This window comes from Pseudodesulfovibrio karagichevae (genome assembly GCF_041414475.1).
Lineage (GTDB): Bacteria > Desulfobacterota > Desulfovibrionia > Desulfovibrionales > Desulfovibrionaceae > Pseudodesulfovibrio > Pseudodesulfovibrio karagichevae.
Genome location: NZ_JBGLYH010000022.1, coordinates 16,587 through 32,924, shown reverse-complemented (window position 1 = coordinate 32,924; position 16,338 = coordinate 16,587). Strand labels below are relative to the sequence as shown.

Here is a 16,338-nt window from a genome sequence, read left to right as displayed (position 1 = left end):
GATGACTATGAAAGCATTGATTACTGGCGTCACGGGGATGGTCGGCTCCCATCTTGCGGACTTCCTGTTGGAGGAAACCGACTGGGAAGTGCACGGCATGTGCCGCTGGAGGAGCCCCCTCGACAACGTCGAGCATCTGCTGGATCGCGTGAACGCCGGGGACAGGGTCTTTTTCCACTATGCCGACCTGAACGACTACTGCTCGCTGGACACGGTCGTCGATACGGTCAAGCCGGACTATGTGTTCCACCTGGCCGCGCAGAGTTACCCCAAGACCAGTTTCGATTCCCCCATCGAGACCCTGAATACCAACATCCTCGGCACGACCAGGCTGCTGGAGGTGTTGCGCAGGAAGGTGCCCGAAGCCGTCATCCATGTCTGCGCGTCCTCGGAGGTCTTCGGCCGGGTGTCGGCCGAATTCCTGCCCATCCATGAGCACGTTCCGTTTCATCCCGCCTCGCCCTATGCCATCTCCAAGGTGGGTACGGATCTGGTGGGGCGCTATTACGGCGACGCCTACGGCATGAAGGTCATGACGACCAGGATGTTCACCCACACCGGCCCGCGGCGGGGAGACGTCTTCGCCGAATCCACGTTCGCCAAGCAGATCGCCATGATCGAAGCGGGCCTGATCCCGCCGGTGATCAAGGTCGGGAATCTGGACTCCATGCGGACCTGGGCGGACGTGCGCGACGCGGTCCGGGCCTACTATATGCTGGTCACGGTCAAGCCCGTTGCCGGTGAATTCTACAACATCGGCGGGACGTTCTCGTGCACCATCCGGGACATGCTCGACCATCTGATCGCCAGATCCCCGATGAAGGACCAAATCTCGGTGGAGATCGATCCGGAAAGACTGCGGCCCATCGACGCGGATCTGCAGGTTCCCGACACGACCAAATTCTGCAAGCACACGGGCTGGGCTCCCCAATACTCGTTCGAACGAACCATGGGGGATCTTCTGGAATACTGGCGTGGCCGCATCGGCGCCGGGCACAAGCAGCTGTCGAGGTAATCCGTCTTGAAAAAGGTATATAGGGCGAAAGCGCCATTACGGCTCGGCCTGGGCGGGGGCGGGTCGGACCTTCCCGCCTTCTTCCGCGAACACGGCGGGGCCATCCTCAATGCGACCATTTCCATGTACGCCTACGCCAGCATCGAACCGCTGGACAACGGGAAGATCGAATTCTGCTCGCGGGACACGGGGGAATGCCTTGTTTTCGATGCGGCCATGCAACTCGACATCGAGGACGGCCTGTGCCTTCTGAGAGGCGTGTACAACCGTATCGTCAAGGATTACGCCAAGAAGCCCCTGTCCTTCCGGTTGACCACGTTCGTGGACGTTCCCCCCGGCTCGGGATTGGGGTCCTCGTCCACCTTGGTCGTCGCCATGATCGGGGCCTTCTCCGAGTGGCTCAAGCTGCCGCTGGGCGAATACGACATCGCCCGCCTGGCGTACGAGATCGAGCGGATCGACCTGGGCTTTGCCGGGGGCAAGCAGGATCAGTATTCGGCAGCCTTCGGCGGGTTCAACTACCTCGAGTTTTTGCCGGACGATTCGGTGATCGTCAATTCCCTGCGGATCAAGGACGAGCTGATGGCCGAGTTGGCATTCAACCTCGTGCTTTGCTACACCTCGGTAAGCCGGGTGTCGTCCGACATCATCGTCGAGCAGGAAAAACGGTTTTCCTCCGGCGAGTCGGCAAGCGTCGAAGCCATGCTGGAAGTGAAGAAGCAGGCCTTGCTGCTGAAGAACGAGTTGGTGGTGGGGAATCTCCGTGCCATTGGCGAGAATCTCAATTATGGGTGGGCGAATAAGAAAAAGACGTCGTTGAGCATCACCAACTCCCATATCGACGACATCTATGCGCTCGCCCTGAAGAGCGGGGCGACGGGGGGCAAGATATCCGGCGCGGGCGGCGGTGGGTTCGCCATGTTCTATTGCCCGGATGAGACGCGGTATGACGTCATCAAGGCCCTATCCGCCTTGAACCTCGAATTCCGCCGATACGAGTTCACCCGTCACGGTTTGATTACTTGGACTGCGGATCACGGCTGATGCCCGGTCTGCATGGGAACCCTTTAAAGGCGCCGAATGCCCCGGAGGGGGCGGGCGGTTGCCGCGATCGATCGACGGGCCTGCCGGTGAGCCTGTATTCCGTCGTCCGTAGAAGGGGTTCGAGACGAATGGTTGGTGAGCACGATGCGCTTTAAGAACTTCATGCAATTGGCAGAGTTGTACGTCTCTTCAAATCTGAGGATTGAAGTGTCTTCGTACTATCTGAACTTTGTCTGGTGGATACTCGAACCGCTGTTGATGATGTGCGTGTTCTATGTCGTCTTCGACATCATGCTGCATCAGGGAACGGACAACTTCGTCGGCTTCCTGCTGGTCGGCCTGACCGCATGGAACTGGTTCGGGCGAAGCGTCGGAAACAGCAAGAACAGCATCTATGATGCCCGGGGACTTATACTCCAGGTGCGCATCCCCAAATGTTTCTTCCCTTTCGTGACGAATTGCCAGGATGCGTTCAAGCACCTGTTCGTCTGCGCCCTGCTTCTTCTCTTCCTCTGTTTCTATCCGACTCCGGTGACGATCACATGGGCGGCTCTCCCCGTGTTGATGCTGGTTCAGTTCATACTCATCTTTGCGGTTTCCCTGTTCTGCTCCGCACTGGTCCCCTTTGTCCCGGACCTGGGGTTCGTCATCTCGACGGGCATCGAGCTCCTGTTTTTCGCTTCGGGCGTTTTTTACGATCTGGATCGCATGGTCATCCCGAAACATTCCTTTTTCGTCTATCTCAACCCGATGGCCGGCCTGATCAAGAATTACAGAATGGTCCTTTTGTACGGGCAGTGGCCCGACTGGAAGTACCTTGCGGTCGTCGCGCTCTGTTCGTCCTTCTTTGCCGCCGTTTTCCTGCTCTTCCTGCGGAAGTATGACCATGTTTATCCCAAGGTGTGTCAGCAGTGAGTACGCCTGCGCTTGTAACGTTCGACCATGTGCGCTGTTCCTTCAAGGTGCGCCAGGGGCTGTTCCGGTTCAGGACCTATGACGCCTTGAGGGATATCTCGCTGTCGATCAACCAGGGGGATACCCTCGGCGTGATCGGGAACAACGGTGCGGGCAAGTCCACTCTCCTCAAGCTGATCGCCGGTATTCTGGTGCCGGATTCCGGCTTGATCCAATACTTCCAGCCCGCGTCGGTGGCGCTTTTGAGTCTTCAGATGGGGTTCAACCCGCAGCTCTCGGGGAGGATCAACGCCATCATCAACGCCATGCTCATCGGTTTCACCCGCGAGGAGGCGGAGGCCAGATTGGATCGGATCATCGAGTTCGCGGAACTCCGGGAATGGATCGACTCTCCGTTGAAGACCTACTCGTCGGGCATGCAGGCGCGGCTGGGGTTCGGGGTCGCGCTGGAGATGTCCCCGGACATCCTGCTCATCGACGAGGTCCTCGGCGTGGGCGACCAGAGCTTTCAGCAGAAGTCCTCGCGGGCCATGCAGGAGAAAATGCAGTCGGAGCAGACGATCGTTTTCGTTTCCCACGATTTGGCCACCGTGAAGTCGCTGTGCAACCGATGCCTATGGATAGAGGACGGCCAGACCATGGCCGAGGGCGGAACGGACGAGGTGATCGCCGCCTACCTGGCGTTCGGCAACCATCAAGAGGCATGATGACTATTCGCGAATTGCATCGCCAAGTTGCGGAGATATTTTGTCCATTGACCTGGGGCTCGTCGAACGGGCTCCCGCGAAGCCTGGCGGCTTCGCCCCGGTGAGGAAGACGATGGTGCGTCAGGCCGTGATTCTTGCGGGGGGCAGGGGGACCCGATTGGGGGAGCTGACCAGGGAGGTCCCTAAACCCGTCATCCCCGTGGGCGGCGTCCCTTTCCTTTCGTACCTCATCTGGAATCTGGCGCGGCACGGGATCAGGGAGATTGTCCTGTCCACCGGGTACCTGCACGAGAAGCTCAGGGACGCGCTGGGCGATGGCCGGGAACTCGGCGTGCGGCTCTCCTACGTCCGTGAACGCGAGCCTCTCGGGACCGGGGGGGGCGTGCGGAACTGTCTCGGCCTGTTGGATGAAACCTTTCTCGTGCTGAACGGCGACAGCATCTTCGACATCAATTACCTGGACCTCGCGGCCGGGGCGCAGGGCAACCCCCGGATCGCCCTGCGGCGGGTCGAGGATGCGTCGCGTTTCGGGACCGTCCGTCATCGGTCCGGCCGGGTGGTTCAGTTCAGCGAGAAGGGCGCGGGCGGGCCCGGGGCCATCAACGGGGGAATCTATCTGCTGACCCGGGAGGTGGTTCGGGAGCTGCCCGAGGGGGCCGTGTCGCTGGAGCAGGACGTGTTTCCGGAACTGGCCGCAAGGGGCCGGTTGTTCTGCAAGGAATACTCCGGCTTTTTCCTTGATATCGGCGTGCCGGAAGACCTTGCCCGCGCCCAGACGGATGTGCCCGCCTGGCGGCGAAAGCCCGCGCTGTTCCTGGACCGGGACGTGGTTGTCGAGGACGACTCCGGGCATGGGTTTGAGGACGGGGATTTCGCGTGGCGGCCCGGAGTCTGCGAGGCGGTCAAGGCCGCCAACGACGCCGGGTGGCTGGTTTTTGCCGTGTCGGCCCGGCCCGACATGGGAGGGCGGGATTGTCCGGGGCCGGACTCTCCCCATTTCGAGGGCATAGCGGCCAGCGGGTTGGCCGATGCCGGGGCCCATTTCGACGCGGTGTACCACTATCCGCGCGAAGGCCGTTCGCCCGCCCCGGCGATGCTGGCGGCGTTCGGGCGGGACTGGAACGTGGACATGGCCGCGAGTGCGATGATCGGAGGTTCGTCCTCCGGCGTGTCAGAGGCAAGGCGTGCGGGAGTAGGACGGTGGCTGCTCCATGATCGCGAGCCGGATGATCTGCGCCGTCTTGTCCTTTCCATATTGTGATGTTTCGGCTAGGCATGTCCGCGTATGCCCGATTGTGATGGTCCGTATCCTTGCGGGCACAATGGTGCGTTCTCTTATCTGGAGAGAGGTTGTGAGCAAGAAGAATCTTGAATTTACCGGCGAGCGGTACATCCCGTCCGAAGGGGGAAAGCTGCGCCTGGAGCACCTGCACCGGTATGTCGTTGCTGCGCAATTGTGCAAGGGCAGGGATGTTGTCGATATGGCCTGCGGAGAAGGGTATGGGGCCGCCATGCTCGCCGAGACTGCCAAGTCCGTCGTCGGAGTGGACATCTCCGGGGAGGTCGTCGACCATGCTTCCGAAACGTACAAGAGGCCGAATCTGTCGTTCGTCGTTTCCGATGTGCGGGAACTCGATCTTCCCGATGCCTGTTGCGATATGGTCGTCTCGTTCGAAACCATAGAGCATATCGGCGAGCAGGAGGAGATGGTTGCGGAGATAAAACGGGTGCTGCGGCCGGACGGCGTCTTGGTAATATCCTCTCCCAACCGGCCGGTGTACGAAAAGGATAACGAGCCGAATACGTTCCACGTCAAGGAGTTCGACTTCGACGAACTGGATGCCTTGCTGTCGAAGTTCTTCGGATGCGTACGATATTTTGGGCAAAAGGTGCAGATGGGATCACTTGTCCAGCCGATGACCGGGGGGAGACCCTCCTGCCGGGCATGGTTCGACGATGGGGAGACCGTGAGGAACAAGCACAGGGAGGTGGTCCCTCCGGAATACTTCCTGGCGATCTGCGGGAAGGACGCCTCATCCACCCCGAGACTGGACGTCTCGGTTTTGTATCCCGAAACGGACGATCTCGTTGACCACTACGTCAAGTTTGCGAAATGGGCCAAGGATGTCGAGGCGTTGATGCATGACAAGACGAAAGCCATGGCGGATATGCAGGATGCTCATGAAAAGGAGCTGGATCAATTGAAGGATTTGCTCGATGAGCGGGAAGCGTACGCGAAAGAAGAGCAGCTGGATAAGCTTGAATCGAAATTCGACGCCCAGAACGCGCTGATGATGGACATGAAGCTTGCCGTCGACGGACTGGCCGAAGACGCCTCGTCGTTGTCCGGCGGGATGAAAGGGGTGAGCGGAGAAGTCGTCGGCCTCTCCAGGGAGATCCTGGAGGTCGAGAAGGCCGTCGAGTGCATCGAAAGGGACCTCGGGGAACAGAGGCGTGAAGGCCGGAGTCTAGCCGAAAGGGTGGAGGGGCTGGAGTCGCAGGTCTCCGGCCTGCACGGCGCACTGCGGGAAATGAACGACGCCACGCGCAGGGATATTGCCGAACTGAAGGTGCTCGCGGCCCGGACGAACGAGGCGGTCTCAAACCGCAAAGGCTTGATGCGGCGTCTGCTGACGGGGCTTCGGTACGCCCTGAAGGGGGCAATCATCCTGAGCCGGTTGCTGTATAATGCGGCGCCTTTGTCGGACGAGACGAAGATATCCCACCGGGCCTGGATGCAGCGGAATTGTCCGGGGCTGCTGCTGGCCAGCGGGTGTCGCGAGGACACGGTGTTCGTCAGCGGGTGCGGCCATGCTGGGGGACGGTCGTCGGCCGATCCTGCGAAGGACCGCGGCGTCCTGGGCTCGTTCCTTGCCCGTACCGCGTCCCTGCTGATGAAGCCCGTGTTTGCGGCCCTCAAGTGGGCGCGGGAGCGGTACAATAATTCCTCATTGTTGAGCTACGGCACCAAGGTCGCCCACAGGCGCTGGCTTGCGAAATACTACCCGGGAGTGCTGGCAGCCAGCGGCGCAGTGATGAACGCCGGACAGGAGGTCGCTCCGGTGGAAACGGAAGCCGAGCCGCCCCGGGAAACGCTTGACCGCGAGGAGTTGAAGGCGCTTGCCGAAGGGGTCGATTTCACCGGATTCGTGAGCGACTCCCCGGTCGTCTCCATCGTCATGCCCGCATACGAGGGCGTGGACTATACGGTCAAATGCTTCAAGTCCATATACGACAACATCCCGGACGTGCCCTTTGAGATCGTGCTGGTTGACGACTGCTCCTGCGCGGAAACCCTTGATATTCTCAAGCGGATGAAGGGGATCAGGCTCTACAGCAACGAAGAGAATTCGGGCTTCATCAGGACCTCGAACATCGGTGCGACCTACGCCTGCGGCGAATATGTCTACTTCCTGAACAACGATACTGAGGTCACCGCCGGTTGGCTTGATGCCCTGTATCAGACGTTCATCGATTTTCCGGGTACCGGTCTCGCCGGTTCCAAGCTGGTCTTCCCGGACGGCAGGCTGCAGGAAGCCGGGGGCATCATCTGGCGGGACGGCAGCGCGTGGAACTACGGCAGGCTGCAGGACCCTTCGCTTCCCTGCTTTAACTACGCGCGGGAGGTCGACTACGTTTCCGGCGCGTCCATCATGGTTCCCGCCAAGCTGTTCGAGGAATGCGGCGGGTTCGACCTGCATTATCTCCCGGCCTATTGCGAGGATTCGGACCTGGCCGTGAAGATTCGCGACAAGGGCTACAGGGTCATATACCAGCCCATGTCCTCCATCATACATTTCGAGGGCGTCACGCATGGGGTCGACGTCGACCAGGGCGTGAAGGCGTATCAGGTCGTCAATACGAAGAAGCTGTACGAGAGGTGGAAACACCGGTTCCGGCATCACCAGAAGCCGGGCGAGGATGTCGTCCACGCCCGGAACCGGGGCGTTGCGAGAAAGGCCCTTGTGCTGGATCACTGCACCCCGGCCCCCGACCAGGACGCCGGCTCGTTGACTCTGTTTAACACGCTGCTTCTCCTTCGCGACATGGACTTTCAGGTGACCTTCGTCCCGGAGGACAACTTTGCGTATATCCCAAAATATACTAATATGTTGCAGCGAAACGGAATAGAAGTGATCTATGCGCCGCACGAGACCACGATGGAGGCCCACGCGCGCGAGTTCGGCGAGCTGTACGACCTGGTCGTCCTGTTCCGCGTCGGCGTTGTCGAGCGGCACATGGAAACCCTGAAGAAGTACTGCGTCAACGCCAAGTTCCTGTTCCACACCGTGGACCTGCATTTCCTGCGGATCATGCGCGAGGCCGAATTGGAGCGCAGCGATAGGAAGCGCAAGGAGGCCGCGGAGATCAGGCAGGCGGAGTTGCGGGCGATGGCAGGCGTCGACGCCTCCATCGTGCACAGCACAGCGGAGGCGGAAATGCTGGCCGGGATCGTCCCCGATGCAAACATCTTCGTGTTCCCGCTCATAATGGATGTGCCGGGCTCCAAGACGGGGTTCGAGGCGCGGAGCGGGATCGCCTTTGTCGGCGGCTATGCCCATCCGCCCAACGTCGACGCGGTGGAGTACTTCGTTGACGACATCATGCCCGGATTGCGCAAGAGCATCCCCGGAATCAAGTTTTATGTGGTGGGCAGCCACCCCACCGACGAAGTCAGGAAGCTGGCCTCGGACGACGTGGTCGTGACCGGGTTCGTCGAGGACCTCGGCGCGCTGCTGGAGGGCGTCCGGCTTTCCGTGGCCCCGTTGCGCTACGGCGCCGGGATCAAGGGGAAGGTCGGGACGGCGATGGCCATGGGCCTCCCCGTGGTCGCCACCTCCGTCGCCGCGGAGGGGATGGGGCTTGAGGACGGCAAGGACATCGTCCTTGCCGATGGAGAGCGGGACTTCATGGAGGCCCTTGTCGGGCTGTATACCGACAAGCCCCGTTGGGAGACCATCCGCGCGAACGGGCTCGCCACGGCGGAGAAGCTGTGGGGCGGGCGGGCCGCATGGGATCACCTGGCAGGTATTCTTTCCTCCTTGGGGTTTGCGGTCGAGACCAGTCCGTACCCCCTGTCCCTGTACGCGGCGCGCAAGAGCGCTCCGGGCTCGACTTCCGGGACGATCCAGCCTGTGGGGAGCGTCGGCGACAGGGCGGAATACGAGGCCCTGATGAAGTGCAAGGGGATCGCCGACATGGCGGCTCTGGAGCGGGGCGTGCTTTCGCGCGCGCCGCAGGAGGTCTTTTCCGTTCCGGGCAGGTGCGAGGCCTGCGGCGGGAAGGTGGACTTCCTGGTCGATCTGGAGGGCGGGGGCATCCGTTTCGATGACGGAACGTTCCTGCCCAACTGGCGGGAGCGGCTCGTCTGCCCGCACTGCGGGATGAACAACCGGCAGCGGCTCATGTGCGCGCTCATCCTGCAACAGCTTGAGGGCCGACGGGGAAGTCGGGTCTATCTGATGGAACAGGTCACGCCCATATTCCAGTGGGCCAGGGAGAACCTTCAGGACCATGAACTGACGGGCAGCGAGTACGTCCGCGACGATCTGGAAAGCGGGACCGTCGTCGACGGCATCCGCCATGAGGATGCGCTGGCGCTGAGCTTCGAGAGCGGGTCCCTGGACCTCATCGTGAGCAACGACGTCTTCGAACACGTCCCCGACCCTGCGGTCGCGTTCGCGGAGTGCGCCCGGGTCCTGAAGCCGGGCGGGACGATGCTGGCGACCTTCCCCCTGGAGGTCGAGAGGGACGAAGCCGAGATCAGGGCCAGGGTGGTGGACGGCAAGCTGGAACATCTCCTCCCGCCGACCTACCACGGGAACCCCATGTCGCCCGACGGATCGCTCGTCTTCACCGTCTTTGGTTGGGACGCCGTCGAGACCTTGAAGTCGTGCGGCTTTACCTCCGTCGTCGGCGAAGTCTACAGGGATAAGGAACACGCGCACTTCGGCGATAGCCTTATTGTTTTTCGCGCTATGAAATAGCGTTGGTCGCGGCGCTGTCGCGGGTTCGGGCACCCGGTCCGCAGGGAGCATGATCAACGACGAAAACGAGGAGACAAGATGAAGATATTGGAAGTGAAAAGTCTGGAGCTGGAGGATGTCAAAGTCATCCGCTACGGCTATTTCCCCGACGAACGGGGATTCTTCACCGAACCGTTCCGCAAGTCCGACCTGTTGGGCGCTGCGGGAGTGGGGAGCGTAGCCGGGCAGGAGATCGTCCAGGTCAACGAAAGCCTCAGCAGGAAGGGTGTCATGCGCGGCCTCCATTTCCAGTGGAATCCCTTCATGGGCAAGCTGGTGCGCACGATCGCCGGGCACATGATTGACATGTTCCTGGACATCCGCAAGGATAGCCCGACCTTCGGCAAGATATCCCTCTACGACATGCCCTGCATGGACGCCGAGAACTATTGCGATTGGATCTGGGTGCCGCCGGGGATGGCCCACGGCAACTTCTTCCTGGATGAGTCGAACCGCATCGAATACCTGTGCACCGGCGAATACAGCCCCGGCTGCGAAGCGGCCATCTCGCCGCTGGCCGAGGACCTCGACTGGTCGCTGTGCCCGGCGGACCTGAAGGCCCGGTTCGACAACCTGGTCTCCGGCAAGGATCTCATCCTCTCCGAGAAGGATCAGGCGGGCCTGACACTCGCCGCCTGGGCCGGGGACGAGCGTTCCGCCAATTTCGTCTACGGTCGCTGCTAGCGGGAAGGACAGCTCATGAGCGATGCGCACATATTGGTGACCGGCGGGAGCGGCCTGCTGGGGACGGCCTTGCAAAAGGCCATGCCCAGAGCCCTGTACCCCGCCTCCGATGAATTCAATGTGTGTGATCCCGAACAGATGCGGCGGTACGTCGCCGGTCGGGACATCACCACGGTCTTCCACGGCGCGGCCTTCACCTCCCCGCCCAAGATAGACGAAAACCCGATCAAGGCCCTGGACAGCAACATCGCGGGGACGGCCAACGTCGTCAAACTGTGCTTTGAAAACGGGTGGAGACTCGTCTACATATCCACCGACTACGTTTTCAAGGGCGACAAGGGCCGCTATGGCGAGAACGACGAGGTCCTGCCCCAGAACAAGTATGCCTGGAGCAAGCTGGGGGGCGAGTGCGCCGTACGCCTGTACGACAACTCGCTGATCGTCAGGACAAGCCTGGGAGAGGACGAGTTCCCCTACCCCAAGGCGTTCGTCGACCAGTGGACCAGCCGCCAGCCGGTGACGGCCATCGCCGCCAAGCTGGTGGAGATCATCCGCAGGGAAGATCTGCGCGGCGTGCTCCACGTGGGCGGCGAGCGCAGGACCATCATGGAATATGCCAGGGAGATATCCCCGGGGAAGGATATCGGGGAGCTGTCCATCAACGACGTGGCTTTTACGGTCCCGGTGGACACCTCGCTCGACACGGCTCGGTACAAATCCCTTTTCAAAGAATCAAAGTAATCGAGGAGCTATCGTGAAAATTTTGCTCGCCGGCGGCGCCGGCTACATCGGTTGCGTCTTGGCGCCGATGCTCCGGGACCGGGGATACGACGTTACGGTCTGCGACTCCCTGTGGTTTGGCAACCATCTGCCCGAGGACATCGAGGTCATGAAGTCGGAATTGTTCGACCTCCAGGAAGAGGACTTGCGCGGGTATGACCAGGTCGTCTTCCTGGGCGGCCTTTCCAACGATCCCATGGCCGAGTTCAGCCCGGCGTTGAATTTCAAACTCAACTGCGCGCTGCCCTGCTATCTGGCCTACATCGCCAAGCGCGCCGGGGTGAAGCGCTACATCTACGCCTCCTCCTGCTCGGTCTACGGCTATACCGTGGATGAACTGTACGACGAGGACGATCCCGTCACCTGCGGCTATCCCTACGGGATCAGCAAGCTCCAGGGCGAACGCGGGGCGCTCCAGCTGGTGGACGACGATTTCTCCGTCATCTGCCTGCGCCAGGGCACCGTTTGCGGCTACAGCCCCCGCATGCGCTTCGACCTGATCATCAACACGATGTTCAAGGCGGCCTACACCACCGGACAGGTGACCGTGAACAATCCCTCCATCTGGCGGCCGATCCTCGACGTGCGCGACACGTCCAGCGCCTTCCTGCGGGCCGTGCAGGCCAACGAGAGCATCTCGGGCGTGTTCAACGTGGCCAGCGGAAACTTCACCGTCGGGCAGGTCGGCGACATCGTCGCCGAAAGCGTCCAGAATCTGATGGGCGAAAAGGTCAAGCTCAACATCGGCAACATGCGGGACTTCCGCAACTACAAGGTGAGCTGCGAGCGCGCCAAGACGGTCCTGGGCTTCATGCCGAAATACGGCATCGAGGATATCCTCCAGTCCATTTTCGACCACATCGACGAGTACACGGACTTCGAGGCTGATCGCTACTACAACATCAAGGTCTTCAAGAAGATGGAAAACTTCGCCTGATCCCCCTCAAGGGGGTGGCCCGCCCTTGCAGCGGGGTGTCCGTCTGCGGCCTAATCCGGCCCCTTTCCGACCGACAGGACGGGGAGGGGCCTTTGTCTTGCCCGCGCCCGGATCGAAACGGGAGTTATGCCGCCAGGCCCGCCAGCACGCCGCGCAGGGCGGCCGGAATGGACCGCCATTGCCGCCGGAAGGCCAGGAAGAGCGGCTTTGCGAACAGCCGGGCGGCCAGCACCGAGGGCAGCAGGGCTGGATGATGCCTGCGCGTGAAGCGCACGGTGGACCGGGCCTCGTGGTACGCCGTCAGGGCGAGGCGTTCGGCCGAAGCCTTCCCCTCGCGTCCCGTGCTCGCGCCTTGCTCATGCCGTATCACGCAGTCCCTGCACCATTGCAGACGAAACCCCGCGGCCTGGGCCCTGGTGCAATAGTCCACTTCCTCGTAAAAGAGGAAAAATCCCTCATCCAACATGCCCACGGCCCGCACGGCCTGCATGGGGATGAGCATGCTCGCGCCGTAGATGTAATCCAGACGGGGGTCGGCCAGATACGGGACATCGCCCAGGCTGGCCCCCTCGTGCGCCGGGCGTATGCGGCTGCTGGCCGGGAGGTAGCGCACTCCCCCGGCGGCCTGGAGCCTGTCGGGCGCATCGGCATGGACGACCGTGGCCCCGATGATGGCCCGGGGGTGGGAGGCCGCGCAGGCGGCGAGGGCCGACAGGGAGCCGGGGCCGAGCGCGGCGTCATTGTTGAGCAGCCAGGTGTGCGTGATGCCGCCGTTGCCCGAAACGGCGCGCAGTCCGGCGTTGCAGCCTGCCGCAAAGCCCCGGTTGCCGCCGCCCTGGATCAGGGCGGCGTCCGCGTGGGGCGGCATGGCCTCGTCCGGCCGCAAGGTTGCGACTTCGGCGAAGAGTCCGTCCATCGCCTGAGCGATCAGAGCGCCTTGCTCTTGCGTACCGTTGTTGACGACGATGACGGCGGCCCCGTGTGGCCCGCCCCCGATGGAGCGCAGACAGCGCAGGGTGGCGGACGGGTCCCCGTAGTGGACGATGATGATGGCAATTCGGGGGGAGGAGGCGAGCGCATCGGGCATTTGCGCACAATAGGTGGGTTGCGGGAGAATCGCAAGCCATGGGGCCTCCCGACGCGGGTGCGGCCGGGGCAGGGGGCGCCGGGTTCCCGCCGGAGGTTTTGCTGCGGCAGGGAGGGGCATGCTCCGTAACTCCCCAAGCTGGACGGGCTGTTGGATCAAGTTTATAGGTGTGTTCATCACAATGAATAGATTGGGCAAACGGAGAATTGCACATGCCTGGAATCCTCGTGAACGCGCTCCCGCTGATGGTGGTCGGCACCGGCGTCGGACGGTATTTGCGCGGGCTGTATGGGGCCCTTGAAGCGGAGTTGGACGAGGGCTGGTCCATCGGCTACTTCACGGGCCGGAGCGTCGACTCCGGGCTGCCCGGCTGCCCTGCGCCGGGGTGGCGGGAACGGGTGGGGCAGTTGCTCTGGAGGATGCCGACCCCGATCGCGCTCCGGGCGAGGCTGGTGCGGAACGGCCTTCAGGAGCGACGGTTCGCGAGACTCTGCGGGGACTGGACGGTGTATCACGAGGCGGGCTATTTCCCGATGCCCTGCGGCCGCCGTGAGGCCAGAATCGTGTTCACGATGCACGACCTGTCCCTGCTGCTCCATCCCGAATGGCATCCGGCCGAGCGGGTGGCCTTTTGGAAACGCCACTTCGCGGAGAGGGTCGGATGGGCGGACGCCTTTTGCGCGGTCTCGGAGTTCACCAAGCGGCAGATGACGGAACATCTCGCCCTGTCCCCGGACAGGATCACGGTGACGCCGCTCGGCGTGGACGAGGCGGCCTTCAACCGGCGGGACGACCTGGAGGCGCAGGCCCTGCTGGACAAGGCCGGGGTGTCCGGCGGGTATCTGCTCTTCGTCGGCAGCGGCGACCCCCGGAAGCGGCTGAATCATGCCGTGGAGGTGCTTGAACTCCTGGGCTGGCCGCTGCCCCTGGTCGTGGTCGGCTGGAGCGGCTGGGACCATGCGAGGGCCCGCGGGGTCGTGGACATAGGCTATGTTTCCGACCGGGTCCTGGCGCAGCTGTACCGCCGGGCCAGGCTGCTGTTGATGCCGAGCGAATACGAGGGCTTCGGCCTGCCGGTGCTGGAGGCCATGGCCTGCGGTTGTCCGGTCCTGTCCTCGGGTGCCGAGGCGTTGCGCGAGGTGGGCGGGGATGCAACAGCCCGCGTGGACACCCTGGATCCGCGTTCGTTCGCCGAGGCCGTGGACGCCCTGGTCGGCGATGACCGCAGGCTCGCGGACATGGCCGCCAAAGGGGTTGCCAGGGCAAAGCAATTTTCGTGGCAGGAAACGGCTCGGAAAACGCTGCGTGCATTCCGCGGCTAGCCCGGCGACGCGCCTGGAGATATAAAAGATATTGGCGGAGTTCCCGCACGCCGAAGCGGGCCCCCGGCACGGCCGGGGGCCCGTGTCTGGCTGACACGCCGGTCAGCGTTTCATACGCTTGTTCATGCGCTTAATCTCCTTGGCGATGTCCTTCCAGCGCTCTCTTTCGACATAGTCCGCGCTCTTTTCGCTGCGGGCCTGGGCATAGTCCATTTCGCGCTGCATCTTGCGGTAGTTGTCCAGCCGCGCCTGGGGGAGCTCGCCGGATTCCACGGCGCGGAGCACGGCGCAGCCGGGCTCTTGCCGATGCGAGCAGTCGGCGAAGCGGCAGGATTCGGCCAGGTCCCGGATATCGGCGAAGGTCGCGTCCAGGCCGTCGCCGCCTCTGGCGAAGGCGATTTCGCGGATGCCCGGGTTGTCCATGAGCAGGCCGCCCCGGGGCATGGCGATGAACTCCCGGGAGGTCGTGGTGTGGCGGCCCTTGCCCACGCTCAGGCTCACGGCGGCGGTGGCCTGGACCTCGCTGCCGTGGAGCATGTTCGCCAGCGAGGACTTGCCCGCGCCCGAGGAGCCGATCATGGACACGGTCTGTCCCTCGTTCAGGTAGGCGTGCAGCGCGTCCACGCCGCTTCGGTCCCGCGTCGAGGTCAGCACCACGGGCACGCCGAACGCGATGGCCTCGACCTCCTCGCGGAAGGAATCGGGGGCGTCGTGGAGGTCCGCCTTGGTCAGGACGACCACGGGGGCCATGCCGCAGTTGTAGACCAGCGCCAGGTAGCGCTCGATGCGGCGCGGGTTGTAGTCGCGGTCGAGCCCGCAGACCACGAACACCGTGTCGATGTTCGCGGCCAGCGGTTGTTCGCGTCGGGCCGCGCCGTCCTGCTTCCCCCGCGTCCCCGCCTCGCCCCGGCAGAGGGTGTTCTTGCGCGGGAGGACGCGTTGCAGGGCGTTGCCGTCCGTGAGCACCCAGTCTCCGGTGACCGGGTAGTCCCCCCGCCGGTGATGGTGCATCTTGCCCGAAGGGGCGCAGAGCCGTTCGTCGCGCCCGTCGGTGACCAGGAACAGGCTGCGCTGCGCGCTGAGGACGCGGGCCACCCGGTCCAGGTCGAGTTGTTCATCGGCCGCCAGCCGTTCGAAATGATCGTCCCAGCCGAGTCGGCGGAGGCGGTTTGTCCGTTCGTCGTCACGTGTGGAAAGTGTCGGTATATTCATCTTGATTCCATTGCGGTTGCATCGAAGCCGGGCTTCGATCGTGTGGGATCACGGCCGACCGAACCAGCGGTCGGCGGTCAACGGGAGACGGAATGGGGAATATGGAGAAAGGACGTAAAAACAGACCCGTTTCAGGCGAAACAAGTCCTGTCGGCTGAATCAACCGTATGGAAGCCGCGCTAAAAAGTGCGGCTTGGAGGCAGCTTAGACCTGCGGGGCGCCCTTTTCCATATTCCGGGCGGCAAGATCCATAGACTGGGTAATCATCCAAACTCCTTGATGAATAATGACTGGATGGTTATCGCAAATGCATATCTTGTCAAGGGCGTTCGGCGCTGCGTGGTGAGGATGCGTTTGCACGGGGCGATCCCCCGTGCAGGGGAAAAACCCACTGAGTACCTTGAGATTGAATCAATTCTTTTCGATTCGCAGCCGCATTGAGGGGGCTCCCCGGGTAATTTTCTCGCCTCGCACCCGAAGGGGAAAATCGCGGCATGGTGCGCGGGCGACTATGCCGTGGAATTCCCGGAAGCCAATCCCGACCTTGCCGAACCCGTGGCGTTTATCGGGGATTCCAACATGGCTCGACGGCCCGAAGGCTGCCCCTTT

Annotated in this window: 12 protein-coding genes; 10 read left to right on the top strand and 2 right to left on the bottom strand. The window is 62.6% G+C overall.

Translation table 11 applies throughout. The features are described from left to right. Window position 1 precedes the first annotated feature (1 nt). The 9 genes from AB6M95_RS09425 (at window position 2) to AB6M95_RS09385 (ending at window position 12,108) form a co-directional block, all read left to right on the top strand. Window positions 2-1,015: a GDP-mannose 4,6-dehydratase gene (locus AB6M95_RS09425; RefSeq protein WP_371386487.1), complete on the top strand. Its 1,014-nt coding sequence runs from the start codon at window positions 2-4 to the stop codon at window positions 1,013-1,015. 6 nt (window positions 1,016-1,021) lie between these two features. Further along, window positions 1,022-2,059, top strand: a complete 1,038-nt coding sequence (locus tag AB6M95_RS09420; RefSeq protein WP_371386486.1) for a GHMP family kinase ATP-binding protein — start codon at window positions 1,022-1,024, stop codon at window positions 2,057-2,059. A 144-nt stretch (window positions 2,060-2,203) separates the two neighbouring features. Beyond that, complete coding sequence (locus tag AB6M95_RS09415) at window positions 2,204-2,974, top strand: ABC transporter permease (protein WP_371386485.1); 771 nt, start codon at window positions 2,204-2,206, stop codon at window positions 2,972-2,974. Then, entirely contained in the window at window positions 2,971-3,681 is a 711-nt protein-coding gene (locus AB6M95_RS09410) for an ABC transporter ATP-binding protein (protein WP_371386484.1), read from the top strand. Before AB6M95_RS09415 ends, AB6M95_RS09410 begins: the two co-directional genes overlap by 4 nt. A gap of 40 nt (window positions 3,682-3,721) precedes the next feature. Further along, entirely contained in the window at window positions 3,722-4,942 is a 1,221-nt protein-coding gene (locus AB6M95_RS09405) for a sugar phosphate nucleotidyltransferase (RefSeq protein WP_371386483.1), read from the top strand. A gap of 91 nt (window positions 4,943-5,033) precedes the next feature. Continuing rightward, entirely contained in the window at window positions 5,034-9,668 is a 4,635-nt protein-coding gene (locus tag AB6M95_RS09400) for a methyltransferase domain-containing protein (RefSeq protein ID WP_371386482.1), read from the top strand. Window positions 9,669-9,746: 78 nt separating this feature from the next. Beyond that, complete coding sequence (locus AB6M95_RS09395) at window positions 9,747-10,391, top strand: dTDP-4-dehydrorhamnose 3,5-epimerase family protein (RefSeq protein ID WP_371386481.1); 645 nt, start codon at window positions 9,747-9,749, stop codon at window positions 10,389-10,391. A gap of 15 nt (window positions 10,392-10,406) precedes the next feature. Further along, entirely contained in the window at window positions 10,407-11,132 is a 726-nt protein-coding gene (locus tag AB6M95_RS09390; RefSeq protein WP_371386480.1) for an SDR family oxidoreductase, read from the top strand. A 13-nt stretch (window positions 11,133-11,145) separates the two neighbouring features. Next, a complete protein-coding gene (locus AB6M95_RS09385) occupies window positions 11,146-12,108 on the top strand; it encodes an NAD-dependent epimerase/dehydratase family protein (protein WP_371386479.1) in 963 nt (320 codons plus the stop codon). Between the two features lie 124 nt (window positions 12,109-12,232). Here the strand turns inward: AB6M95_RS09385 and AB6M95_RS09380 are convergent, their stop codons facing one another. Further along, window positions 12,233-13,195 (bottom strand): glycosyltransferase family 2 protein, encoded by a 963-nt coding sequence (locus AB6M95_RS09380; protein ID WP_371386478.1) that lies wholly within the window; start codon window positions 13,193-13,195, stop codon window positions 12,233-12,235. 212 nt (window positions 13,196-13,407) lie between these two features. On the opposite strand from AB6M95_RS09380, the gene AB6M95_RS09375 reads away from it, so the two are divergent. Then, complete coding sequence (locus AB6M95_RS09375) at window positions 13,408-14,517, top strand: glycosyltransferase family 4 protein (RefSeq protein ID WP_371386477.1); 1,110 nt, start codon at window positions 13,408-13,410, stop codon at window positions 14,515-14,517. Window positions 14,518-14,619: 102 nt separating this feature from the next. Here the strand turns inward: AB6M95_RS09375 and rsgA are convergent, their stop codons facing one another. Further along, complete coding sequence (gene rsgA, locus AB6M95_RS09370; protein WP_371386476.1) at window positions 14,620-15,729, bottom strand: ribosome small subunit-dependent GTPase A; 1,110 nt, start codon at window positions 15,727-15,729, stop codon at window positions 14,620-14,622. Between the last annotated feature and the right edge of the window lie 609 nt (window positions 15,730-16,338).